The sequence below is a fragment of the Saccharibacillus brassicae genome, from assembly GCF_006542275.1.
Taxonomy (GTDB): domain Bacteria; phylum Bacillota; class Bacilli; order Paenibacillales; family Paenibacillaceae; genus Saccharibacillus; species Saccharibacillus brassicae.
Window position 1 is genome coordinate 3,117,674 of record NZ_CP041217.1, and the last position, 24,234, is coordinate 3,141,907.

Sequence of the window (24,234 nt, forward strand, 5' to 3'; positions counted from 1 at the left end):
TACGTTTTTTCTGGACGCTCCCGCGTCTCCCTACATTAAGAACACATTAATTTTTCGAATTTACGAGTCGTTTCGATTGTTCGTGCGTATATACGCGAAAGGCCATGTATCCGTTTGCAAAAAAACAAGGCGGCGGAGCGGCATTCGAGGAGGAGAGCGCATGAGCGGAACAAGAAATCGGACAAGCAAGAAAATTCCCGCGCTGGCCGCGATCGCATTGATGACCGCGCTGACCGGCTCGGCGTTTCCGGCGGAACGGGCGGCAGCGGCAAGCGCGGGGCAGGAACCGTCCCCGAGCGGCCGCGAAGCCAAAGCCGCCCAGAACGGATCGAAGCCCCGGCGCGACCACGCGGCTGCGTCCGCCGGAGAGACTTCCGGCGAAGCCGCGGCTGCCGCGTTCGCCAAGCTGTCCGCCCGCAGCGACGTGCCGGGTATGTGGAAGCATATCGAAGCGCAAGCCGCGCGGTCCGCGCCGTCCACCGTCACCGTCTGGCTGCGCCGCCTCGAAGCCGTGCAGGCGAAGCGCCTGACGTTAATGGAAGAACAACTGGGCGCAGAGAAGGTGCAGAGCGCACTGTCGGGAGCGAAGCTGTTCGGCTACGCGGACGGGCGCTGGCTGCGCGGCGCGCGTACCGGCAATGCCGCGGCCGACGCGCTGCTTCGGGAGATCGAGACCGAAGGCTACGTGCTGGACGTGACCGAAGGGTACTATTTTCCGAAGATCGATTATGGACGCTACCGCAAACAGGCGGACCGCGTAAGCCGGCGCTACGCCGAATATTTGACGATCCGGGCCGACGAGACGCGAAGCGAAGTGACGAAGGACGCCGGCTTGATCGTCAGCTGGCAGGAACTGCTGGAGCGGGCCGAACGTCAGAGCGTGTACTTGCAGCGTTACGCCGATTCGCCGGAATCCGCAGTCGTGGCGCAGATGTATCGGCAGTCGGTCTATCTGGTGCTGTATGGCACGGACAACGTGCCGCTGTTCGACTCGGCGACGCGGCGGATCGATCCGGACGCCGAAGCCGCTTATGGGCGTCACGCACGCAAAGGCGGCACGTCGGCGTTTGCCCGGATGCTGCGCGCTTACGTCTCGGTGCTGGAGCAGGGCGGAGGCAAGCTGACGCCGGCGGCGGAGAAGTTCCGCGACGCGCGCAATCCTGCGAAGAGCTAACGTATCCGGTCCAAAGCTTCAGCCGTTGAGACCCATGTGAACAAAGTATGTCGGGAAAGTTCGAAATCCACCCTCTTTTTTCCAAATATTTCGAGTCAAACAGACATATAAGCGTTAAATATACAAAAAGCTCAGCCGATATGTAGGATAAGATCACGCGAAGGGAGAGAACGGAATGAGCAGAAGCCGCCGGGTCCATCAGCCGAATATTTCGTTTACCGCCGCTTTTGCGCTCATTCAGGCACTGCGCGATCCTCGCCCCGATTCCGATTCCGATTCCATGCCAGAGCGATTGTCCGTGGAGCGCCGGACAGAAGGTTCCGTGTTCGCCGCCGCGCCGGATGTCGGGCCTTCGCCCTACACCGAGCCGTACGAGCTGTTCCGCCCCGATTTTCTGAATACGCTTTCCGAGCCGCACGCTCCGGTCCGGGCGGACGTTCCCCGCGAAGAACGTTAGCGCCGGGAGCGCGGCCTGACGCAAGGTGCGAGAGACAGACCGTAGCGGGTCCCCGGGCTTTGCCCGAGGGGCTTTTTGCTGCGTCTGCACATGTGGGCCTATCCGCAGGCTTGCGCCGCGTCCGCCGGAGTTCCATAATAGAGACGGAAATCGAAACCGAAAAATCGAAATCGAGCAATCAAAACCGATGGAAAGAAGGCTTGGCTCATGAACGAAACGCTATCCCTGTTAATGAACCACCGCTCCGTGCGCAAATATACCGATCGCCTTGTTTCGCAGGAGCAGCTCGAAGCGATCGTGGCCGCCGGCCAGATGGCTTCCAGTTCCAGCAACGTGCAGGCGTATACCGTCGTGGCCGTTACCGATTCCGCGTTGAAAAGCAAACTGTCCGAATATGCCGGCAATCAGGCGTATATCCGCGAATGCCCGGTGTTCCTCGTCTGGTGCGCGGATCTGTCCCGGCTCAAAAAAGCCGCCGACACCCACGCGCCGGATGCGGCGTCGTACGAAGGAGCGGCGGAGAACTTTATCGTCGCGACGGTGGACGTGGCGCTGGCTTCGCAGAACGCGGCCGTGGCCGCCGAATCGCTTGGGCTCGGCATCGTGTACATCGGCGGCATCCGCAACGATATCGAGAGCGTGTCGGACCTGCTCGGGCTGCCGGACTACGTCTACCCGGTATTCGGCATGTGCGTCGGGTATCCCGATCCGCAGCACGGAGCGGGACTGCGTCCGCGGCTGCCGCAGGAAGCGGTGCTGCACATGAACGGCTACAGCGCGGAGCAGAGCGAGCGCGGCACGGCCGCCTACGACGAGACGTCGATCCGCTACATGACCGAGCGTACCGGCGGTCAGCGCACATCGTCTTGGTCCGAGCAGATGGCGGCCAAACTGACGACGCCGTCGCGGATGCAGCTTCGGGCTTTTTTGGCCGGAAAAGGGTTGAACAAAGAGTAGATCGAAGCCGTTGGAAAAAGACGGGCTGCGGACACAAGAGACGACGCCGGGACATTGAGCCGGCGTTCGCATGAAGGAGCAGGGGATGCTTGAATCCATCAAAGAGTTTATCCGGGCCTGGCGCGATTATCCGCTGCAGCCCGGCGACGTGATCGGGGAACGTTACGAAGTGTCCGAATGGCTCGGCATGGGCAGCTACGGGCTGAGCTATCGCTGCACCGACCGGCAGGGCGGCGGCGAGGTGGCGCTCAAGCAGGCCAAGCCGAGCCGCCGCCGGCTGGCGGGACTGCTGCTGGAGCGGGAAAGCCGCGCGCTGCTGGCGATGGACCATCCGTTCATTCCCCGCTGCCAAGGCTTTTTCATTGATCGCCGCAGCCGGTGGCTCGCCGCCGATTACGTGCGCGGCCGGACGCTGGAAGACCTGATTTTCGAAGAAGGGCGCGTGTTCGGCGAAGCCGACTGCCTGAGCTGGGCGCTGGAGCTGCTGGACCGGATCGGGCATGTGCACGATCGCGGCTACGTCCATCTGGATATTCGGATTCCGAACGTGATGATGGACGAAGCCGGCATTCACCTGATCGACTTCGGCCTGGCCCGGCGCATCGGCGAGGACGACGCGTCGGCGCCCGACGGTTCGCCGCTGCCGAGCCGCATGCCGGCCCGCATCGTCTCGGATCTGGAAGACGCCGGCCATCTGCTGCTGTACATGCTCTACTCCGGCTACGCGCCGCCCGGCGAGCTGCCGGACACGGCCCGCGATTCCGAAGCGGCCGCGGCGGCGCGCCTGCGGGCCGGCGTCGGAGGCGGAGATTCCGCCGCCGCGGGCAGTTCCGCGTCCGCAGACGGCGGCTTGCCGGAGGAGGGCGGACCGTCCTGGGAAGAAGAACTGGAGCTGTCCGGGCCGACTTCCGCCCTGCTGCGGCGCCTGCTGCGGCTGGACGAGCCTTATGCGGATACGCGGGCGGCGGCGCACGCGATTCGCGCCAGTCTGGAGCGTCTGCGCGGCGGAAGCGAGGCGGGCGCGGACGGCGGTGGCGGTGGAGATACGCCGCCGGCTTAGTGCGCTTCGCGGCGGCAGAAGCCGGGTGCGCGAAGCGGACAGCCTGCCGTCGGCGCAGGCCGCTTCGCGGGCCGGAAGTGCTGCCGCGCCGAGCACCATGTGGGTGTGCGCGGCGTCCGATCCGAACGTCAAAAGGCCGTTCCCTTCGTCGATATCGACGAGGAGAACGGCCTTTTCGCGCTGCCGTCAGCGTAAGCGTCCCTGCTTGGGATCAACTGGAGCTGCCGGATTTTCTTTTGTAGTAGGAATGGCCGTGACGTCCGTGCCCGCCGTGGCGGTGATCGGAAGACGAAGAACGCGAGTATCTCGGACGGCTGCTGCTGGACCCGTGATGGCGGCGGCCGCGATGGCTGCTCGATCCGCGCTTGTGGCTGGAGCTCGAAGCGGAATGGACGATCTTGTCGACGATTTTTTTGAACATGGGAATGCCTCCTCGGTTGGGTGCGCCGCGTCCGAAGACGGTTCGGCGATAACGATCGTGATAAGAGCTATACGGATGCGGCTTGCGCAGCGTTTCAATCGGGCTGCGGCCCGGACGGACCGGACCGGCGGTGTCGGATCGGCACTCTTTTCGCCAAAGAGGTCCTTGCTCTGAAGTTACCCGTTTCGGTGGGTCGCTAACATTAGAAGTTCATGAGAAACAGCGGCGCTGCGGCCTGCGCGGACGGGGACGGTTTACACGCGGGCGCTTCTCCCGGTACACTGGTCTAGGCACGCGGTACGCCAGAGGGAAAAACGGCTTCGCCGGACCTGCCGCACTGCCGCAGCCGCGGAACACGTTCGGGAAGCGACCATTCGAGGAGGATTCATCATGCAAAAAACGCAGGAAATCATGGAAGCGCGCGACTTTATCGCCGCCAAGACGGAGCAGCGGCCGACGATCGGCCTGATTCTGGGATCGGGTCTGGGCACGCTCGCCGACGAGATCGAAAACGCGGTCGTTATTCCGTACGCCGACATTCCGTATTTCGCCAAATCGGAAGCGATCGGCCACGCCAACGAGTTGGTCATCGGCCAGCTGAACGGCAAAACGGTCGTAGCGATGAAAGGGCGTTTCCATTACTATGAAGGCTATTCGCTCAAGGAAGTGACGTTCCCGGTGCGGGTCATGAAAGCGCTGGGCGTCGAGACGGTCATCGTCACGAATGCCTGCGGAGCGGTCAACACGGACTTCAAGCCGGGCGACCTGATGCTGATCAGCGACCATATCAATCTCGTCGGCGCCAATCCGCTGATCGGGCCGAACAACAGCGAGCTGGGCGTTCGGTTCCCGGACGTGTCGCAGGTCTACAATCGCGAACTGCGCGATCTGGCGCTCGAAGTGGCGTCTGAGCAGGGCACGACGCTCCGGCAGGGCGTCTACGCCTGGTGGAGCGGTCCGGCTTACGAGACGCCTGCGGAGATTCGCATGATCCGCACGCTCGGCGGCGACGCGGTCGGCATGTCCACCGTTCCGGAGACGATCGTGGCCGTGCACGGCGGCATGAAAGTGCTCGGCATCTCCTGCCTGACGAATATGGCCTGCGGTATTCTGGATCAGCCGCTCAGCCACGACGAAGTGATCGAAGTCGCGGCGCAGGTGCGGGAGAAGTTCGTGGGCTTGGTCAAAGGCATTCTGGACCGGGCGTAAAAAAAGCGGGAACCGGCGGGGCGGCGAGACATTGCGGCGTCGCGGCGGGAATTGGGCATGGAAAAAGAGCCAGAAAACCGGATGACGGTTTTTGGGCTCTTTTTTTGGGTTGTTTTGGGCGGGAGCGAATATTCGGGACGCGGTGTGCGGGGAACAGGGAGCCGCGATCCGGGTGAGCGGGCGTCGGAGCGATAGCCGATGACGCGGCGTGCGAAAAGGGAGAGGCTAACGAATCCTGGGCGCGCTAAGTCGTCTTTTTGGCGTGGTTTTCGAATGTAACGAATCGTGAGCACGCTAATCGGGCCAAAAGCCGGTTTTGGCCGGGAAGTCGGACGAATAGCGATATGACGATTCGTTAGATTTGCAAAAAGGCCGGAAAATCGAAAATAGCGATAGAAGGGTTCGTTGGAGTTTGGGCGGGGCGGCGGATAGACGGGCGGTCTGCCGGCCGGGTAGGCGATGGACGGACAGGCGCGAGGATGTGCAGACGGGCGCGAGGATGTACACACAGGCGCGAGGGTGTGCAGACGGGCGGCGTATTTACCAGCAAATCTACGCACTAGCAAACGTATGCACCGGTCAGTGCCCGCATCCGCGGACTCACGTACCGGCAAACGCCCGCACCCGCGGACTCACGTACCGGCAAACGCCCGCACCCGCAGACTCACGTACCGGCAAACGCCCGCATCCGCGGACTCACGTACCGGTAAACGCCCGCATCCGCCGACCCTCCCGCGTCCGGCTATTCGCTCCTTAACCCGTCTAACGCAGCGCGTAGAAACGCCGGGCGTTATCCAGCAGGATGGCGCGGGCAGCGGATTCGTCGAGTCCGCGGAGCTGCGCCCATTCGCGGCAGACGTCGGCGGTCATGGACGGATGGGTAGCGCGTCCGGAAAAAGGACCTTCGAACGGCCACGGGCCGTCGGTTTCGCTCATGACGAGCGTTTCCGGGTAGAGCCGGGCCAGGTCGCGGATTTCTTTTTCATAGAGCAGGTCCGGGGTAAAAGAAATCCGGTAGCCGCTCGCGATCATGCGCCGGACGGTGTGCTCGGAGCCTTTGAACCAGTGGAAATGCGCGCGTTCGACGCTGTATCGCTCCAGCAGGTCGCACGCGGTATCCGCATCTTCGTACACGGCGTGCAGAGCGATCGGCAGGTCGTGCCGGGCGGCAAAAGCGACGAAGCGTTCGAGCAGCCGGACGTATCCGTCTTCGTCGAGGCTTTCGCCGCGTTCCGACGCTTCGAGCCGGCTATAGTAAGGCAGGCCGACTTCGCCGACCGCCGTCATGCGCGGCGGTTGGGCAGAATTTGAAGGCGCGGAAAGCAAACAGGGTGCTGCCGATTTCTGCACGCCGGACGCCGTTTCGGGCGTGGACTCTGCCGGCGAAGCCTCTTCCTCTGCCTGCGCATCTGCCCGTTCGCCTATCCCCTCACTTGTCGCAGCCCGGGCTTCCATCCAGGCGAATAGCGCTTCTTCTTCCTCGGGAGTCGGCAGCGGCTGCTCGGGATGGAAGCCGTAAGCCGGGCGCACGACGTCCGGATATTGTATCGCCAGCGCCTCGGTCCGGCGCGCGGATTCCAGGTTCATCGAGACGGCAACGACAAACGCTCCACCTTCGTCCTGGAACTCGCTCAGCATGCGCGCCGCCTGCTGCGGATCGTACTGCTCCAGATGAATATGCGAATCGGCCAATTTGGCGCTCATGGCGGACGAACCTCCTGTCGTTTTTTTATATGAAAAAAAGCGGCGGGGCGCAAAGGGCAGGGCGAAAAAGGACGGGCCGTCCGGACCCTTTAAAACCCAAACCCAAACCCAAACCCAAACTAAAATGTGTGCAAAATGACAACATTTTATACCGAAACAAGCCGATTTTGCGAAAAAGTGTTCATTATGCTCACATTTTCCGCGAAAATCGGCCCAAAACGTACTTAAAGCTCGGATTTGTTGTCATTTTGATCACTTTTCGCTAAAAAATCGGATTTCCGGGTGAAAATGTTGACGAAAGGTCAACATTCCCTCAGCCTACGCTGCGACTGCGACTGCGACTGCGACTGCGACTGCGACTGCGACTGCGACTGCGACTGCGACTGCGACTGCGACTGCGACTGCGACTGCGACTGCGACTGCGACTGCGACTGCGACTGCGACTGCGACTGCGACTGCGACTGCGACTGCGACTGCGACTGCGACTGCGACTGCGGCTGCGGCTGCGAGGCCGTCTTACCCTCTCGCAGCCGCGTCGCGGCTTTTGCGCTGCTCTTCCTTCATCAGTCCGGTCAGTTCGCGGCGCAGCGCCAGAAATTCCGGCGTTTCCGCGATCTCTTCGCGGCGCGGGCGCGGGAACGGGACTTCGATCCGCCGAAGCACGGCGGAAGGGCGGCCGGACAGCACATAGATCGTGTCCGACAGCAGCAGCGCTTCCTCGATATGGTGCGTGACGAACAGCACGGAGCGCCGCGTCTCTTCCCAAATATCGAGCAGCCACGCTTGCATCTCGCTGCGGGTAAAAGCGTCGAGCGCGCTGAACGGCTCGTCGAGGCACATAAGTTCGTGCGGACTGAGCAGCGCGCGCACAAAGGCCGCGCGCTGCTGCATGCCGCCCGACAGCATGTGCGGATACGCCTGCTCGAAGCCGGCGAGACCGGCGCGCGCCATCCAGCGGCGGGCTTCTTCGAGCGTCTCCCGGCGCGAGGCGCCGTTGATCTCGCGGTCGAGGATCACGTTGCTTTCGATCGTGCGCCAGGGAAGCAGCGCCGGCTGCTGCGGCATGTAGGCGATATGGCCGCGCTCGCCGGTAATGACCCGGCCGTCCAGCGCGATCTCGCCGGCGTCCGGCCGAAGCAGTCCGCCGATGAGGTGGAACAGCGTGCTTTTGCCGGAACCGGACGGTCCGATCAGGCTGACGAACTCGCCCTCGCGCACTTCGAGCGAGACGCCGCCGATGACGGGCAGCGGCTTGCGTCGGCTGCCGAACGATTTGCTTACGCCGGACAGCGCCAGCTTGACCGGCGAATCGTGCCCGCCTCCGGAAGCGGCTCGCAGCTGCGCGTGTTCTCCGTCAGCGTTCCTGCCGCCGGATTCAAGCCGGCGGCCCGCATCCGCTCCGGCACCGCTCCCGCCGTTCTCTACCCCGCGCCGCGAATCGCTCTCGCCATGCTCTACCTCGCGACGCGCACCGCTCCCGAGCCTACCGTCGTCTCCGACTCTTTTAACCGGCAGGCCGTTCTCTTCGATTCCGCTCATCCCGCTCATTCCGCTTCGCCTCCTTCCGCGTTCCCGCTTCGGCGTCCGCCGCGCACGACGAGCCGCTCGATCAGCGTGACCAGCAGGAACAGCAGCAGGCTGAGCGCGACGATGATCACGATGGCGGCGAAGATGCGGTCGGTGCGAAACGCCGATTTTTGCAAAATCATGTAATAGCCGATTCCTTTTTGCGCGCCGATCCATTCCGCGATAACGGCGCCCATGACGCTGTACGTCGCGGCGATGCGCAGTCCCGAGAACAGGGAGGGCAGGGCGTGGGGGAACTCCAGTTTACGGAAAATTTGCACCCGTTTCGCCCCGATCATGCGCATGTAGTTCAGCATCGTCCGGTCGGTCTGCGCGAATCCGTCCATCGCCGAGACGGCGACGGGGAAAAAGCACACGAGCGTAATGACGATAATTTTCGGCAGCAGGCCGAAGCCGAACCAGATCATGAGCAGCGGCGCAAGCGCGATCGTCGGCACGTTCTGGCTCAGGATCAGCAGCGGATAGAGCGCCGATTTGAGCAGGGGCACCAGATGCAGCAGGCAGGCGACCAGCAGGCCGACCGTCGAGCCGATCGCGAATCCGATCAGCGTCAGCCGCAGCGTGGACAGCGTGTGCATCCAGAGCGAGTCCGCGCTGCGCGAAGCTTCGCCGGCGATCAGCGAAGGAGACGGCAGAATCCACGCTTCGATCGCGAAGAAGCGGACCGCCATCTCCCACACGAACAAAAACAAGAGGACCGCCACGAAGGGCGGCCACGCGGAGCGGAACCATCGGCCGAGCGTCAAGCGCAGGCTCATGGACGGTATTTGGCGGTCAGACGTTCGATGCTGATCCCGTCCGGACTCGGATAATGCGCGATTTTGATCTGGGAGATGACACTCGGCGCGCCGGCTTCGGTCAGCGCTTCATGCATCTGCCGCACGATCTCGAGCAGTTCCGGCAGTTCGCCTTCCATGGTCGTCTCCAGCGCGTGTACCTCGTATTTGACGCCGGAGCGCTGGATCACTTCGATCGCTTTGTCCACGTAGGGGATGGAGTCTTCGCCGTTCGGCGTCTTCGGGATAACCTGAATGCTAAGCAGGGTCGCTGCCATAAACCATCTTCCTCTCTGGGCTGAATTTTATCTGGATTCTATCCGAATCTTGTCCGAATCGGACCCGACCCGGAGTGCTTCTATTTCGCTGTCGGCAGATAGTCGTTGGTGAACGCCTTCGTGGAATCGAATTCGCCTTCGAGCAGGTTCTGCGAACTCATCCACTTGCCGTAGTTGTCCCATACTTCCGGCTTCTGCATGCCCCATTGGTCCGCGTCGTCGCGGTATTTCGGGCTGAGCCATTCCTGGCTCGCTTTGACCAGTTCGGGATCAAGGTCCGGCACGGCCTGGATCAGGATATCCGCCGCTTCGGCCGGATGGTCGATCGCGTATTCGTAGCCTTCGCTCGTCGCTTTCATGAACGCTTTGACCAGTTCCGGGTCGTCCGCGATCTGCTTCTCGTTCGTCGCGATGACCGGCGTGTAGTAGTCGAGACTGTCGGAATAATCCTTGACGTACAGCATGTCGATCGGTTCGCCGCGCAGCTTCGCTTCGATGCCTGTCCAGGCGTAGAAGATCCAGGCGAAGTCGATATCGCGTTTGACCGCGGTGAAGAAGTCGGCGTCGCCCATGTTGATGTTTTCCACTTTGGACACGTCCGCGCCTTCCTGGTCCATGATCGATTTCATGACCGCCGCTTCGACCGGGGAACCCCAGCCGCCGTACCGTTTGCCTTCGAAGTCTTTGGGCGATTTGATGTTCCGGTCGGTCGGAGCCGCGAAGCCGGACGTATTATGCTGGATGACCGCGGCGAGCGAGACGAGCGGAACGCCCTGGACGCGCGCCTGCGTGATGCTTTCCTGGTAGCTGATGCCGAACGGCACTTCGCCCGAAGCGACCATCTGGTCCGCGCCGCCGGCACCCGGCTGCAGGATCGTGACCTTCAAGCCTTCCTGTTCGTAAAAACCTTGATCCACCGCGGCATACAGGCCGGTGTGGTTCGTATTCGGCGTCCAGTCCAGCACGACGCTTACGTCGCGCAGCGTCTGCGCTTCGCCGCCATCCGCCGCTTTCGGGTCACCGGTCGCCGCAGGCGTTCCGCCGCCGGCACCGCCCGAGCAGGCGGTCAGCGCCAGCAGCAGCGCCGCGAGCGGAGCCGTCCATTTTATTCTTTTGCCGATCCCCTTGTGCGTGCTTCTCATTTCTCTGTCTCCTTCAACCGTATTGCCCGCTGCTTCATGCCCGCCGGAACGCCAAAAAAGCGCCCCGGATTCCGGGACGCGTCACGTCGATGCAAGCTGCGGGTCCCGATCGAGAAGCTAGATGGGGCAAACACGCTTAAACGTTCCTACGCTGGCATTACCCAGATCAGGTATAAGGGTCAGTATCTGCTTGGGATACACTCTCAGCCGGCCTTGCTTCCGGCACCCCCCGGGGGTTATGAATTTGTCGGGTTTGCTTCGGAGTCATTATAGCCTTTAAAAGAAAAGCTGTCCAGCGAACGAATCGATTCGGTAAGCATCCGGTTCACTTTCGTCTATTCGGGTACTTACTAATAGAGAGACGAACCACTGTAGCTCGAATACACCCATCTTGCTTAGGAGGCTTTATACCATGGACCAACAACAATTGGAACAAAAAATTACGGAAACTTTGGAACGTAACCGTTTCGGATCTTTCGCCACGGTCGAAGGCGGCCGTCCGAAAGTACGTTACATGACCGTATTCAATGAAGGCATGACCATCTATCTGGTCACCAGCTCCCAGACGCACAAAGTCGAAGAATTGGAGAAGAACCCAAACGTGGCGCTGCTGCTCGGCTTCGAACAAGGCGGAACGCAGGACGAAGTCCAGGTCGAAGGTACGGCCGAAATTACGCGTGACGAAGAGCTGCGCAAAAAGCTGTGGCACGATTCGTTCGAGCAGTGGCTCGAAGGACCGGAAGATCCGAATTACGTCGTGATCAAAATCACGCCTTCGCGTGCGGAATACGCCAAAAGCAAACACGAAGTGGAAGTTTGGGAAGGCTAAACCTCTTCTGAACGCATAAGTCAATTGTTGTATAAAAAGCTCCGAATCGGCCCAGTGGCGCCGGTCGGAGCTTTTTTGTATGAGAATTGTGTGAAATTGTTTTGATAATCAGCTAAAAGGTCTAAAAAATAAGTCGAAAGAACCCGATTCTAAAAGAGGGGCACTGGGTAATAGGTGAAGATTGAATCGCTTGCTGTCTAGGTTAAAGGAACCGGTTTTTTGGTCGGAGTGGATATTGCGTCAATTATAAGTTTTGGGGGGTTCCTTAAGTATGGAGCATATATGCAGCAGCTGTCAGCCGGTAAAGCCCATCGAAGATTGGGGTACCGTGTATTTGCGTCCCGTGACGGAGATGCTGAATGAGTTGGTCGAAGATCGCAACTGGAAATCGGGACGAAACGGCTACGAGAGCGGCGTTCTGTTTTTTTCATATACGAGCAAGGAACAATTTCTGGAGATGGCGGAATGGCTGAACAGCCTGCCGGTCGAATGGACGGAACCGCTTCAGGTGAAGATCTGCGGGGAAAAAGATTCGCCGGTTCTGCTGCCATGGCTGCCGTTCTCCCAGATCGCGGCGCGGTTTCAAAACATGGACATGGTCAGCATCATCACGCAGGAGAAATTCACAAGCTTCATGCAGCCGATCGTCAACGATCAGGAAGCGATCGTCGCTTACGAATTTCTGCTGCGCGCGGCTCCCGGGGGAGAGTCGTTCAATCCGTTTGAACTGTTCGACGTGGCGCGGCGTACCGGGATGCACTCGTTTCTCGACCGGGCGGCGCGAATCTCGGCGATCCGTCGCAGCGCGGAAGTGCTGCCCAAAGGCGTAAAACGTTTTATTAATTTTCTGCCGTCCTCGATCTACAATCCGGACTACTGCCTGAAGCATACGTTTGCCGCTATTCAGCGCTACCAGCAGGACCCGCAGGACTTCGTGTTCGAAGTGGTGGAGACGGAACGGATCAGCGACATGCCGCATTTGCAGCGCATCTTCAACGTGTACCGTTCGCGCGGCGTGTCGGTGGCGCTGGACGACGTCGGTTCGGGTTATTCGACGCCGGAAGTGTTGGCCAACCTGAAGCCCGATTTCGTCAAAGTCGACCGGGGCTTGATCGACCGCTGCGACGAATCGCCGGACAAGCAGCGCCGCATCGAAGAGATCGTCAACATTTCGTCGAGCTTCGGCGGCGTCGTGCTGGCGGAAGGCATCGAGCGGCGCGAAGAATACGAGTTCTGCCGCAGCCTTGGCATTTCGCTGGCCCAGGGTTATCTGTTCGGCCGCCCGGCGTCGGAACCGATCGCCGTCGGCTGACGGATTGCGATAATTAATCGGTCGTTTCTTTTGCGAAAAACAGAGCAGGCCTGCCCGGTGGGCGGACCTGCTTTTTGGTTTGGAAGCCGGCGATGCAGCGAGCGGGCAGGGGCGGCGAGTGCGTGCGTGGCTTTCCTATTCCCTCCGCTTCATGTTAAATTGGGAAGATGTGCCGGGAGCCGACGTTCGGTTTTTCGACCGGGCACAAGTATACATAGAAGAAAGTGGGAGAGAAATGGAAGAAAGCTGGCTGTGGCTCAAATACCTGATTCTGGGCATCGTGCAGGGCGCGACCGAACCGATCCCCGTCTCGTCCAGCGGTCACGTGATCGTCGCGCAGCGTCTGCTCGGCGTGGATCAGACGGGACTGACGTTCGAAATTTTAACGAATACGGCATCGCTGATCGCGATCATGTTCATTTACCGGCACGACATCTGGAGATTGATCACGGGGAGCTGGAAGTACATGCGCACCCGGAACGCGGCATACAAGTCGGACTTCATGTTCGCCGTCTACGTCGTCGTCGGAACGATCCCGGCCGTCGTGGTCGGCCTGCTGTTCAAAGATTGGATCGAAGCGACGTTCTCGTCGGTCAAGACGGTCGCGGTCGCGCTGCTGTTCACCGGCCTCGCGCTGTGGCTGATCCGCAACATGCGCGGCCGCAAGCAGGACGGCGACCTGAAATTCCGCGACGCCCTGCTGGTCGGCCTGGCGCAGGCCGTGGCGCTTATTCCCGGCGTGAGCCGTTCGGGCTCGACGGTCATCGCCTCGATCGGGACGGGCATGAAGCCGGACACCGCGCTGCGCTTCTCGTTCATGCTGTACATCCCGGTCAGTCTGGGCGCGATCGTGCTCGGCGTACCCGACATTATCGAAGCGTCGGACGCGCCCGGTATGCTGCTTCCTTACGTGCTGGCGTTCTTCGCGGCGCTGATCGTGACGTATTTCGCGATGCGCTGGTTCATGGGCATCATGGCGAAAGGGAACCTGAGGTATTTCTCGTATTACTGCTTCGTGGTAGGGATTTTGTTGTTGATTTTCTTGTAAAGTATCCAAAAGCGCGCTTCTCCGAACAGGGAAGCGCGCTTTTTTTGTATGAGAAAATAAATTAGGTATTTATGAATGGTTAAATGTGCCAATTCAACTATGGTTACCCTTAGGAAGAAGCTATAGTCTGAGGCTGAGTAGGTAAAGCAGTAGAAAAGCCAATCCAAGGGGGAACGGAACCGATGAAATTCAAAGGGAAAAAGTCCACGGCAGTCGTGCTCACGTTATGTATGCTCACTCTGGTCGGGTCGACGATATATGCGGCCGAGTATCGGTACGACGGTCTGGATCGGGTCGCCTCGGTCGAAAAAGAAGGCCGGATCACGAGTTATACCTATGATCAAGGCGGCAATCTGCTCAGCGCGACTTCCGCTCCCGCTTCATCGGCCGGACCGTCGTCGGTCCTTGCGGGCTGGACGCCGTATCGGACGTCCGGCATGCAGCCGCGGTACGCGACTTCCGCTCCGGACGGCAGCGGCGTGACGGCTCCCGGTTCCGCGACCGTTACCGAACAGACGTATCTCCCTTCCGCGTCGCAGGTTCTTGTGTTGAACGGCCCGCGCCCGGGCGGAGCGAATATTTACAGGGATCTGGCCGTACAGGGCGGTACCGCTTATACGTACCAAGGGCAGGTCAAGGCCGAGCAGATGAAAGACGCCGTGGTGCAGGTCGTCGTCAATTATTACGACCGCGCCAACCGGATGATCCGATACGATCAGATTCTTGGCCTGAAGCAGGACACCGATTGGCAGGCGTATCAAGAGAAGCGGATGGCGCCTTCGGACGCCGTCACGGCCCGGGTGCATCTGCAGGTGGTGCTGCTTCGGGCTAACGGGCAGGCCAAAGCCGGCTTTATGGATCGGACGTTCGAGCCGGCGGCAGCGGAGGTCGGATCATGAAAAAGAAAATCGTTCTCCCGGTATTTATGCTTGCCGTTCTGCTTCTGTCTTCGCTGCTGCTGATTAGAATGCCTCAGGCGCTATCGGCCGGGGTGAATGCTTATACGCTTGCTCCCGGACAAAGCGTAACGGTCAATCATTCGTATACATCGATAGCCGGGGTCTATGTATACGTCGACGGAGCGCAATATGACTATGCCCGTTATACCACGAGCGGCAACACGGGCTCATACGGCGAAGATTCAGGCAAAAGGTCTTTCATCCTGTACAAAAATAATGACTTGGACATTACCAACACCTCTTTTTCCAACCTCAGAATCGAGACGAAAAGCAAAGTGATCAACGTGACTCCCCGATCTTCGAGGGCCCTTGCAAAAGTGCGACTGCAGCCCGGCCAAAGCGTCTGGGCAGAAAATACGGACGGGGTGCACGAAAACAGCATCAAAGCCAGCGGCAAAAACGCCAGTATCGAATACAAGGGCGGAGCTTACCGAGCGAGCAGCTTTGAACGCAATTCTTCCGGCGGTACAGAAAACATCCTTGCGGGCGGGAGCATCGCTTTGACGAACCGGGATCGCGGAGATATTTACGTATTCGGTCCCGGTCGGGCTTTCCGGTTCGCGAACGATTCGAATCGACCTGCCGATTTTCGGCATTCGCTTGCCGCCAACAGCTCTTTTCAGGCCACCAATATTTCCGACAGCAGTTATTATATCTATGTGGATGGAACCGGGATTTATGAATATTCCACGTACAACAAAGACGGCACCCTTGCTTTTACGGGCAGAACGTCTTCCGGCAGCCGATTAGTCAAGCCGGGGCAGCGATTCATCATCACGAACGTGTCTGCGACTTCCATGGTCGTATCGGGCGCGTACCCTGCATTCTCTACCACGACACAGGTCGAACCACCGATGATCACCCGGACGCTGGCTCCGAAAGCCAGTTTCAAAGTCAAAAACGTGTCGAACGACCGCATGAAACTGCTGCTGGACGGCGCGTACGAACATGCCGAATACGATTCGACCGGCAAAGTCGCCGCGTATGCCAAAAGCAGTCTGTTATCGAATTACTCCCTGCCTGCGGATCACTTCGCCGTGTTCACGAATCCCAGCGCCACGGCTTCGATCACGATCAAGGTACCCAAAGAAAAGGCCCAATATTCGGATTCGGCCCATCCCGCCTTGTACCGCAGTTCCCTGGAGCCCGGCCAGTCGCTCGAAGCGAACAACGTAACCCGCGGCGACGCCACGTTCAGGGGGGAAGGCCGGTACGACGCCGCTTTTTATGACGGGATCGGCCTTACGAACTACAGCGCCGCCCAGCTGCACGCCAGTTTCCGTTTGAATGTCGGGGAGCGTGTCGCTTTGACCAACGTGGGCAGCGCGGCGCAAGACGTCTACGCGCCGTACGAAGCGTTCCGCTTCTCCGCCCGGACGCAGCCGGTCACGTTCAAACGGACGATCGAACCGGGACAAACGCTCAAAGCCGTCAATACGTCGCGCCACGCGTTTGGGATCGCCGCGGATCAGGCGCACCATTACGCTTTGTACAATCAGGCGAACAATAAGGTCGGCCGCTTCGATCACCGGGTCCAAGCCGATACGTATCCGGTAGCCCCAAACGAAAAGCTGATCGTGACCAACAGCGGGACGGGCACGCTGACCGTGTCGGGTCCGATCGACGCGTTCGACGTGACCCGGCGCTCGGAACCGGCGCTCTACAAAGGCTATCTGGATTCGGGGCAAAGCCGCAAGCTGTTCAACACCAGTCCGGCCAACTTCAGCCTGCAGACCGAAGGCGTCTATGACCAGGCCAGTTACAAAGCGGACCAGTCTTTGCGATCGCTGGACCATAAGAGCAAACAAAGCTCGCTTGCGCTCTATCCCGGCGAGCGGACGACGATCACCAACGCCGGAGCGTCGCAGGTCGTGCTGCTGGCGCCGTACGACGTAACCACGGTGCAAGACAGTCCGAATCCGGCTCTGCTGATCAAGACGCTGGCGATCCATCAGAGTGCGGAGTTCGTCAGCACCGCCGCGACGACCCAATCGCTCTATGTGACGGGGCGGCACGACCTGATGGATTACGATGCCGCGGGCAAACCGGACAGCTACGTGAGACAGACGATAACCGGCGTCCGTTCGGTTGCGCCTGCGCAAAAAGTGGCGGTCATGAACACAAGCGAAGCGCCGATCGAGGCGTACGGCGCTTACGAGCGGTATACGGCGGAGAACCGGCTCCATCCCGTCACGTTCCGGCACGTGTTGAATTCGAATGAAAGCTTCGACTTTACGAATACGCAGGGCAAAGCCTACCGGTTGTACACGGCGGGAGGGCCGTTCGATTATGCGAGCCGCTTGGCCAGCGGTGCGGTTGACCGGATCGGGCTGGGCGCCAACCCGTCGACAACCGTGCAGCAGGCCAACGAGAAGATCGCGATCACCGGCGTGTCGGCGGCGCCGACGATCATTGAAGGCGCGTTCGACGCTTTCCGGATAACGGCCAGAGCCCATCCTGCGTTAATCAAACGCACGCTGCAAGTCGGCGACACGATCGAAACGACTCATCTGGAGACCGCCTCTTCGGAGCTGCATATGGGCGGGCTGTATGATCTGGCCGAGTTCGAAGCCGCCGGCCGCTTGAAGCAGTACGCCCGGAACTTCACGTCCGCGCAAACGGTGGCGGCAGGCGGGAAACTGGCCGTCCAAAATAGCGATCAAAAAGCGTATGTGGTGTACGGGCCTTACGAATCGTTCCGGATCACGGATCGCGCCGCGCCCGTCACGTTCAAGAAAACGCTGAGCCCCGGCGAGACCGCGGCTTATGTTCAAAACGAACGTTCCAATAGGTTCATTCAAACGCAGGGCGTCTACGATTATGCCCGGTTCGATGCCGAAGGCAAAGTCAAAGCGTATAACGTCAACGCGGATTCGACCCAAATGGTGGACCAAGGCGATCGGATCGTCTTTACCGGAGCGTCGACCGCGCCGGTTACGCTTTCCGGTTCCTATGATGCCTTCAAGCCGGATGCGGCAAAAGGCAAGGCGGTAACGGCCAAAGTGCTGGCCGTCGGCGAGACGTATTCGCTGCGCAATCTTACGCCGGGCTATTTCGCCCTCAAAATCAACGGAGCCCACGCGTACCAGCGGTATGACCGGTCGGGGACGTTGATCGGTTCCAGCGACCGCACGCGGAACACGCAAGGCTTCGAAGCTTCCGAACGGATCAACATCGGCAACGTCGACGCCGGTCCGATCACTGTCCTGGCGCCTACGGAAGCGATCCGCGTCACGCAGGGCGACGATCTGCTGCTCCGCTCGCTGGCGGACGGCGAGAGCCTGAAAGCCGTCAACGGTTCGGGCAATCCGGCCCTGCTGACCCTGAACGGCAAGTACGACCTGGCTGTCTATGACGCCTCCGGGCAGCCGACCGGCAACTATGAGCGGCTGCGCACGGGAGTTCCCGTTGCCGTTCCGGCCGGCGGCTACGCCATCCTGACCGGCCGCCAGAGCTCGGCCACGACCGTGACCGCCGGTAAAGAGTCGTTTACTTGGGCCGCGCACGACCGCGATGCGCTGTCGATCTACAGCCTGGCCGCAGACAAATGGCTCAAATCGGTCAACGTGACCGATCGGAGCCGCACGCTGCAGGTAAGCGGCCGCTTCGCGTACCGGATCGAGCAGCAGGCCGAGCAGACCGGCAGCGGTCCGCTGTTGATCGGCGGCGGCAACACCGCCACGCTGCACAATACCAGCGGCAGCGCGGCGGAAGTCTACAGCCCGTACGGCCTGTTCCGCTGGGAAGAGACGACCGAACCGACGGCGCCGCCCGCGGGTACGCCGGTCGCTTCGCTCAGTCCGTCCGATTATGACGAAGCGACGTTCTACGCCGATCCGATCGATACGTCCACTGGCGCGCAGATCATCAACAAAACGATGCTGGTCGCGCACGGCAGCGTGGACATGCCTTTCCAGGCCCAGTATTATTCCTTGCTGCAGGGCGACGGGGCACTCGGCAAAGGGTGGACGCATAACTACGAGATCCGCCTCAAGGAAATGCCCGGCGATCCAGCCGTACGCGTTCACTGGAGTGCGTTCCGCTACCATACGTTTGCTCGTCAAGCGGACGGTACGTATGTGTCGACCGACAAAGCGGCACGTCATGATGTTTTGCAAAAGAACGCCGACGGCCGTTACACATTGAACCGTTACGAAGGCACGACGTATCAATTCAATGCGAACGGTGTGCTCCAATCGATGCACACGGCCGGCGGCTTCGAACTGACGCTGCAGTACGGCGCGGACGGCAAGCTGGCAGCGGTCACCGAAGCGGCGACCGGCGCCAAGCTGCGGCTGACCTATGACGCCGCGGGTCGGGTCGTTTCGGTCAGCGATCAAGCCGACCGGACGGCGAGCTTCGTATACGATCCGGCCGGACGTTTGCTGACGCTCACCGATCCTTCCGGGCAGAAGACCGCCTACACGTATGACGGGCAAGACCGGATCGTCACCGGATCGGTGGCCGGTCAGGAACGCTTCGCCAACACCTACGACGAAGAGGGCCGAGTCGTGAAGCAGACCGACGGCGTGGCCGCTCATTCGACGACCTTGGTGTACAGCCGGTCGGAAGGGCGGCTGACGACCACCATCAACGACCGCAGCGGGAATGTCCAAGAACGCGTCCATGATACCCGCTACCAGCTGGTCGAAATGCAGGACACGCGGGCCGGCAAAACGACGTATACGTACGACGCCCAAGGCAACCGGACCGGCCTCACGAATGCGCTGGGCCAGACGACCACATTCGCGCATGACGACAAGGGCAATCTGACCCAAGCGACCGATCCGTCGGGGCAGTCGATCACGATGACGTACGACGCCCGCGGCGACCTGCTGACTGCGGTCGGACCGGACGGCAGCCGGGTCACGCATACGTATGACAAGGCCGGGCGCCTGCTGAGCACGACCGACACCGAAGGACACACGGTCGCTTACGCGTATAATGCTCAAGGGCAGCTGCTCTCGGCGACCGATCCGCAGGGCGGAACGACGAAGTATGCGTACGAAAACAACCGACTGACCCAAGTCACCCAATCAACGGGCGAAGTGGATCGTATCGGTTACGACGCAGCCGGACGAATGACCACCCAGACCGACGCCGACGGAAACATTTCCAAAATCGTGTACAACGACGGCGATCAGCTGACGGCCGTGATCAATGCGCTCGGTCATCCGACCCGTTATGCTTATGACGATCAGAGCAATCTAACGAGCGTGACGGACGCGATGGGCAATACCACCCGTTATACGTACGATAATAATGCGCAGTTGACGGGCGTGACGGACGCGCTTGGAGGCCGCAGCACGATCCGGTACGACGCCGAAGGCCGCATGACCGGCGTAACGGACGCCTTGAAGCGCGAGACGAAGTTCGCGTACGACGAAGCCGGCCACCTGCTGAGCGAGACGAACGCGCTGGGCGCAAGCGTCCGCTACGTATACGATGCGCTCGGCCGTCCGACGGAAGCGTACGACGCGCTGAATAACAAGGTCTACACGGTGCAATACGACAGCGCCGGCAACCCGGTCAAACGGACCGATGCGCGGGGCAATGCGTATATGAGCACGTACAACCAGCTGAATCAGTTGACGGAATCGGTCGATCCGCTGGGCCACGCGACCCGCTACGGCTATGACAAGCGCAGCCTGCTGACGAGCGTGACCGACGCCATGCAAGGCCAAACGTCGCAGACCGCGGACGCGTTCGGCCAGATCACGCAGCGGTCGGATGCCAACGGCCATTCCGCGAAGTCGCAATACGACCGGCTCGGGCGTCTGATGAACGAGACCGACGCGGCGGGCGGCAGCCGGACGTACACGTACAACGCCCTTGGCCTGCTCAGTGCGGACACGGACAAAAACGGCCGCAGCACGGCGTACGCCTACGATGCCGCCGGCCAGCTCAGCCAGTTCACGGACGAAGCCGGCCGCGTCTCATATCAGTACGACGCCAACGGGAACATCCTGTCCGTGACCGGAAGTGACGGCAAGGTCCTCAAGCGGACATTCGACGCGCTGGATCGGGTCGAGACGTATACGGACGGCGACGGGAACACGATCGGCTACGCGTATGACGCGGCCGGCCAGCTCAAGACACTGACGTATCCGGACGGAAAACAAGTCAACTACGCGTACAACGCGATCGGCAGTCTGTCCACCGTGACGGATTGGAACGGCCGGGTGACGCGCTATGACTACGACGCCAACGGCCGCCTGATCGCCACGAATCGTCCGAACGGGACGAGAGAGACGCGGTTGTACGATGCGGCCGGCCAGGTGACGAACGTATCCGAGCTGCAGGCCGACGGCCGCCTTCGCGTCGAGACGACGTATGTATACGATGCGGTCGGCAACCTCGTGCGGGAAAACAGCGGCACGTTCGAAAAGGCGGTGCCCGATGTCGTCTATACCGAAAACGGGCCGGGATTGTCGCCGAATCCGGGAGAAGCCACGGGTCCGAACGGAACGGGCGGCACGGGAACGGTAGGCGACAGCGTCTACGGCGTGCCTGTGACCCGGGACGTATACGGGAACCCGAGCGTAACCCGGGACGTGTATGGAAATCCGACCGTGACCTGGGACGTGTACGGCAATCCGGGCGTGACTCGGGATGTCTACGGCAACCCGACCGTCATGCAGGATGTGTACGGCCTGCAGATGACGTATGGCGCGGATAACCGTCTGGTGACCGTCAACGGCGCAGCCGTCACCTACGACGGCGAAGGCAACATGCTGACCGGTCCGCTGAACGGCAGCCTGCAAAGCTATCGGTACGATGCCCGCAATCGCCTGATCGAAGCCGGCGGCGTTAGCTACGGCTACGACAACGAAAACAACCGCAATTCCATCACCGTGAACGGCGTGACGACCAAGCAGATCATCAATCCGCACGCCGTGCTGTCCCAGGTGCTGATGGAGACCGACACGGCCGGAACGCCGCAAGCCCGCTACGTCTACGGCCTGGGCCTGATCGGCCGCGAAGATGCGGCCGGGAAGTACCAGACGTATCACTACGACCTGCGCGGCAGCACGGTTGCTCTGACCGACGAGCAGGGTCAAGTGACCGATACGTACAGTTACGACACGTACGGCGAGCGCTTGAGCCACGAAGGTGCAAGCTCGCAGCCGTTCCAGTACAATGGACGCGACGGCGTGCAGACGGATGTTAACGGCCTGTACCAGATGCGTGCCCGTTACTATAATCCGGCGATCAAACGCTTCGTGAACCGGGACGTGCTGAGCGGCAGCATCGGGGACGGGTTGACCCTGAACCGGTATGCCTACGTCAACGGCAATCCGGTGTCGTACATCGACCCGTTCGGACTCAGCGCGGACGGCGCGACGTGGTGGGAGACCGGACTGAGCTTCGCCGCGGACGCCACGCCGTTCGTCGGCACGCTCAAAGGCATCCAGGAAGTATTTAGCGGCGTGGATCTGATCACCGGAGAGCAGATGTCGGTGACGGATCGCGTGGCGACCGGCGTCGGAACGGTGGCCAGCGTGATCCCGTTCGGGAAGCATGTCGGGAAGTATCTGGCGAAGGAAGGGATTGAAGGCGGGGCTAGGTTGGCGGGGAAGGTAAAGTCTCAATCTTTTGCTGAAAAAACGGTTAGAACTGGAGCATATAATTCTGATTTTGTAGGAAAGGCCGGTAAAGGTTTAGGGAAACTTGAAGAGATGGAGATAAGCGTATCTCAAAAGGGACTTGATATCGTTAAAAACCACCTCTCTACATTTGATCCTTATGTCCCGAACCAGATGATGATACAAAGACTAGAAAATGCTTTGAAAAATGGCACTCCTTTAACAGGAGCAGATGCAAGTTTTTATATGCATGAAGTTTCTGAATTTACTAAAATGAGAAAAGGCATGAGTTACGATTCTGCTCATGGATCTGCGATTGAGAAGTATAATGTTTCGCCATTCAGTGTTTATCATCCAGATGTTATTAAATCTCTTCCAGAAGAGTTTAATTTATTATGGTATAAATTTTGGGGGATAGAAAAATGAAAGTAGTAATTGATCTCGACAAATTCAGAAAGGTAATGGTATGGAAAGATGAATACCCAATTCACCCTAATAAAAAAGTGAATGAGTTAGAAACATCTCTACAATTAAGTATGCCGATGGTCTCTGAATACAAAAAAATAGCAGTAGAATTGAAGTTACCTAGGAATAGTTCGTATTATGCATTGCTAGGGGGAGAGTACATTCCTAATCAAACTTCACAATTGAAAATCAAAGTTTACGTAAATAAGGATAGCAACGTTTTGTATAATTCTGAGCTTGTATCGGAAGAAGATATTTACTTAAGTATCCCAAATGAATATGCTAATGTAATTATCAATACTGTAAAGGATGCAATGATTAAATCTAATCTGCAGCTTGCAGGAACTCTTTCTTTTGCTTTAAGTGCTCATAGTAGAGTAGGTTCTAGTGAAGCTATCTTCTCAAAGATTACAAAAATTTTAATCGGACTATTGGTAAATGAGTTATGTTTAGATTCTTCTTTAAACGACGATTTTATAATCAAAAAGGAACTAGACCACTAAATTGTCGCAGGTAAGATTAAACCTTGATTGGCTTTAAGCCTTTCAAGGTTTTTTAATCTTACTTATTGTTTAACCGACCGTATCTTAACTGGAGTGAGAACTGCTAAAATTTGATTCCATTCGAGAAGCACAAAGGGCGGATATACGTCAAAGACTTGAAGGTCGGAGACGAGCTGGAACAAGCGGACGGAACAAAGCTTGCGACCCAGCAGATTGAGCTGGAGTCGCGCTCGGCCCGCGTGTATAACATGACGGTGGACAAGTTCCATACGTGTTTCGTGAGCGACCTGGGGATCTGGGTGCATAATACGAATAATAATCCTTGCGGGATTACTGGATTAATTAAAGATCCTGAAAAAGCAGACCCATATGGTGGTTTTTTTCAAATAAAAGGATTTAGATCTGCGATTTATAATGCTACTTATACAGAACATGGCTATAAGCATCTAAAAGCAAAGTCTGCAGAAGAAGCAAAGCGATTTAGTGAAACTGGAAGAAAACAAGCTCAATATCTACCAGGAGTGAATAATAAAGTTTTGGAAAAAATGGATTTGGAGAAGGGAGTAATTGTTGAAGGAGATAAAGGTTCAATTTATTTCTTCTATGACATGGGAAGGACAGTAAGATATGATTTAGGAACGGAAGCAAGTTGGATTCGAGCAGAATTAACATACGGCGGCATATACCATGGACACCCAATAGCGGGTCAGAGGTTAATAGATTATCTAAATAAAGCCAAGTCAAGATAATAGAAAGTAGGTAGAAAA

18 protein-coding genes and 1 riboswitch are annotated in these 24,234 nt (G+C 59.0%); of the genes, 12 read left to right on the forward strand and 6 right to left on the reverse strand.

What is annotated here, in order from left to right; translation table 11 throughout:
* Positions 1-160: 160 nt before the first annotated feature.
* The 4 genes from FFV09_RS12940 to FFV09_RS12955 all read left to right on the forward strand — a co-directional run bounded on the left by FFV09_RS12940 (position 161) and on the right by FFV09_RS12955 (position 3,648).
* The gene (locus FFV09_RS12940; RefSeq protein WP_141448216.1) at positions 161-1,174 is read left to right on the forward strand and encodes a hypothetical protein; all 1,014 of its coding nucleotides are present in this window, start codon (positions 161-163) and stop codon (positions 1,172-1,174) included.
* A gap of 175 nt (positions 1,175-1,349) precedes the next feature.
* Positions 1,350-1,631, forward strand: a complete 282-nt coding sequence (locus FFV09_RS12945) for a hypothetical protein (RefSeq protein WP_141448217.1) — start codon at positions 1,350-1,352, stop codon at positions 1,629-1,631.
* Between the two features lie 207 nt (positions 1,632-1,838).
* The gene (nfsA, locus tag FFV09_RS12950) at positions 1,839-2,588 is read left to right on the forward strand and encodes an oxygen-insensitive NADPH nitroreductase (RefSeq protein ID WP_141448218.1); all 750 of its coding nucleotides are present in this window, start codon (positions 1,839-1,841) and stop codon (positions 2,586-2,588) included.
* An 85-nt stretch (positions 2,589-2,673) separates the two neighbouring features.
* Positions 2,674-3,648 carry a protein kinase family protein gene (locus FFV09_RS12955; RefSeq protein WP_170315018.1) on the forward strand — a complete coding sequence of 325 codons (975 nt, stop codon included), beginning with the start codon at positions 2,674-2,676 and terminating at the stop codon, positions 3,646-3,648.
* A 211-nt stretch (positions 3,649-3,859) separates the two neighbouring features.
* On the opposite strand, the gene FFV09_RS12960 is transcribed toward FFV09_RS12955, so the two are convergent.
* Positions 3,860-4,069: a hypothetical protein gene (locus FFV09_RS12960; RefSeq protein WP_141448220.1), complete on the reverse strand. Its 210-nt coding sequence runs from the start codon at positions 4,067-4,069 to the stop codon at positions 3,860-3,862.
* A 390-nt stretch (positions 4,070-4,459) separates the two neighbouring features.
* Between FFV09_RS12960 and FFV09_RS12965 the strand changes: the two genes are divergently transcribed.
* Positions 4,460-5,278, forward strand: a complete 819-nt coding sequence (locus tag FFV09_RS12965; protein WP_141448221.1) for a purine-nucleoside phosphorylase — start codon at positions 4,460-4,462, stop codon at positions 5,276-5,278.
* Between the two features lie 762 nt (positions 5,279-6,040).
* Here FFV09_RS12965 and FFV09_RS12970 read toward each other — a convergent pair.
* From FFV09_RS12970 to FFV09_RS12995, 5 genes are all read right to left on the reverse strand, one after another.
* Complete coding sequence (locus FFV09_RS12970) at positions 6,041-6,982, reverse strand: TatD family hydrolase (RefSeq protein ID WP_141448222.1); 942 nt, start codon at positions 6,980-6,982, stop codon at positions 6,041-6,043.
* Between the two features lie 516 nt (positions 6,983-7,498).
* Entirely contained in the window at positions 7,499-8,530 is a 1,032-nt protein-coding gene (locus FFV09_RS12980) for an ABC transporter ATP-binding protein (protein ID WP_246098329.1), read from the reverse strand.
* Positions 8,527-9,327, reverse strand: a complete 801-nt coding sequence (locus FFV09_RS12985; RefSeq protein ID WP_141448223.1) for an ABC transporter permease — start codon at positions 9,325-9,327, stop codon at positions 8,527-8,529. Before FFV09_RS12985 ends, FFV09_RS12980 begins: the two co-directional genes overlap by 4 nt.
* A complete protein-coding gene (locus FFV09_RS12990; protein WP_141448224.1) occupies positions 9,324-9,623 on the reverse strand; it encodes a thiamine-binding protein in 300 nt (99 codons plus the stop codon). Before FFV09_RS12990 ends, FFV09_RS12985 begins: the two co-directional genes overlap by 4 nt.
* Positions 9,624-9,703: 80 nt before the next feature.
* A complete protein-coding gene (locus FFV09_RS12995) occupies positions 9,704-10,765 on the reverse strand; it encodes an ABC transporter substrate-binding protein (protein WP_141448225.1) in 1,062 nt (353 codons plus the stop codon).
* A 126-nt stretch (positions 10,766-10,891) separates the two neighbouring features.
* A riboswitch (TPP riboswitch) is annotated at positions 10,892-11,005 on the reverse strand.
* A 172-nt stretch (positions 11,006-11,177) separates the two neighbouring features.
* Here FFV09_RS12995 and FFV09_RS13000 point away from each other — a divergent pair.
* From FFV09_RS13000 to FFV09_RS13030, 7 genes are all read left to right on the forward strand, one after another.
* Entirely contained in the window at positions 11,178-11,594 is a 417-nt protein-coding gene (locus FFV09_RS13000) for a pyridoxamine 5'-phosphate oxidase family protein (RefSeq protein ID WP_141448226.1), read from the forward strand.
* 271 nt (positions 11,595-11,865) lie between these two features.
* Positions 11,866-12,906: an EAL domain-containing protein gene (locus FFV09_RS13005; protein ID WP_141448227.1), complete on the forward strand. Its 1,041-nt coding sequence runs from the start codon at positions 11,866-11,868 to the stop codon at positions 12,904-12,906.
* Between the two features lie 235 nt (positions 12,907-13,141).
* The gene (locus tag FFV09_RS13010) at positions 13,142-13,954 is read left to right on the forward strand and encodes an undecaprenyl-diphosphate phosphatase (protein ID WP_141448228.1); all 813 of its coding nucleotides are present in this window, start codon (positions 13,142-13,144) and stop codon (positions 13,952-13,954) included.
* 182 nt (positions 13,955-14,136) lie between these two features.
* Positions 14,137-14,853, forward strand: a complete 717-nt coding sequence (locus FFV09_RS13015; protein ID WP_141448229.1) for an ArpU family phage packaging/lysis transcriptional regulator — start codon at positions 14,137-14,139, stop codon at positions 14,851-14,853.
* Complete coding sequence (locus FFV09_RS13020; protein WP_141448230.1) at positions 14,850-22,925, forward strand: RHS repeat-associated core domain-containing protein; 8,076 nt, start codon at positions 14,850-14,852, stop codon at positions 22,923-22,925. The genes FFV09_RS13015 and FFV09_RS13020 overlap by 4 nt, the downstream gene beginning before the upstream one ends.
* A complete protein-coding gene (locus FFV09_RS13025) occupies positions 22,922-23,467 on the forward strand; it encodes a hypothetical protein (RefSeq protein WP_141448231.1) in 546 nt (181 codons plus the stop codon). Before FFV09_RS13020 ends, FFV09_RS13025 begins: the two co-directional genes overlap by 4 nt.
* Before the next feature lie 110 nt (positions 23,468-23,577).
* On the forward strand, positions 23,578-24,216 hold the full coding sequence (locus FFV09_RS13030) for a polymorphic toxin-type HINT domain-containing protein (RefSeq protein WP_141448232.1): 639 nt from the start codon (positions 23,578-23,580) through the stop codon (positions 24,214-24,216).
* The last annotated feature ends 18 nt before the right edge of the window (positions 24,217-24,234 follow it).

Excerpts from the sequence above, each read along its gene's own strand:
- FFV09_RS12965 (WP_141448221.1), top strand. The coding sequence starts at position 4,460 with ATGCAAAAAACGCAGGAAATCATGGAAGCGCGCGACTTTATCGCCGCC.
- FFV09_RS12960 (WP_141448220.1), bottom strand. The coding sequence starts at position 4,069 with ATGTTCAAAAAAATCGTCGACAAGATCGTCCATTCCGCTTCGAGCTCC.
- FFV09_RS12995 (WP_141448225.1), bottom strand. The coding sequence starts at position 10,765 with ATGAGAAGCACGCACAAGGGGATCGGCAAAAGAATAAAATGGACGGCT.
- FFV09_RS13015 (WP_141448229.1), top strand. The coding sequence starts at position 14,137 with ATGAAATTCAAAGGGAAAAAGTCCACGGCAGTCGTGCTCACGTTATGT.
- FFV09_RS13000 (WP_141448226.1), top strand. The coding sequence starts at position 11,178 with ATGGACCAACAACAATTGGAACAAAAAATTACGGAAACTTTGGAACGT.
- FFV09_RS12970 (WP_141448222.1), bottom strand. The coding sequence starts at position 6,982 with ATGAGCGCCAAATTGGCCGATTCGCATATTCATCTGGAGCAGTACGAT.
- nfsA (WP_141448218.1), top strand. The coding sequence starts at position 1,839 with ATGAACGAAACGCTATCCCTGTTAATGAACCACCGCTCCGTGCGCAAA.
- FFV09_RS12990 (WP_141448224.1), bottom strand. The coding sequence starts at position 9,623 with ATGGCAGCGACCCTGCTTAGCATTCAGGTTATCCCGAAGACGCCGAAC.
- FFV09_RS13025 (WP_141448231.1), top strand. The coding sequence starts at position 22,922 with ATGAAAGTAGTAATTGATCTCGACAAATTCAGAAAGGTAATGGTATGG.
- FFV09_RS12985 (WP_141448223.1), bottom strand. The coding sequence starts at position 9,327 with ATGAGCCTGCGCTTGACGCTCGGCCGATGGTTCCGCTCCGCGTGGCCG.
- FFV09_RS12980 (WP_246098329.1), bottom strand. The coding sequence starts at position 8,530 with ATGAGCGGGATGAGCGGAATCGAAGAGAACGGCCTGCCGGTTAAAAGA.
- FFV09_RS12945 (WP_141448217.1), top strand. The coding sequence starts at position 1,350 with ATGAGCAGAAGCCGCCGGGTCCATCAGCCGAATATTTCGTTTACCGCC.
- FFV09_RS12940 (WP_141448216.1), top strand. The coding sequence starts at position 161 with ATGAGCGGAACAAGAAATCGGACAAGCAAGAAAATTCCCGCGCTGGCC.
- FFV09_RS12955 (WP_170315018.1), top strand. The coding sequence starts at position 2,674 with ATGCTTGAATCCATCAAAGAGTTTATCCGGGCCTGGCGCGATTATCCG.
- FFV09_RS13005 (WP_141448227.1), top strand. The coding sequence starts at position 11,866 with ATGGAGCATATATGCAGCAGCTGTCAGCCGGTAAAGCCCATCGAAGAT.
- FFV09_RS13020 (WP_141448230.1), top strand. The coding sequence starts at position 14,850 with ATGAAAAAGAAAATCGTTCTCCCGGTATTTATGCTTGCCGTTCTGCTT.
- FFV09_RS13010 (WP_141448228.1), top strand. The coding sequence starts at position 13,142 with ATGGAAGAAAGCTGGCTGTGGCTCAAATACCTGATTCTGGGCATCGTG.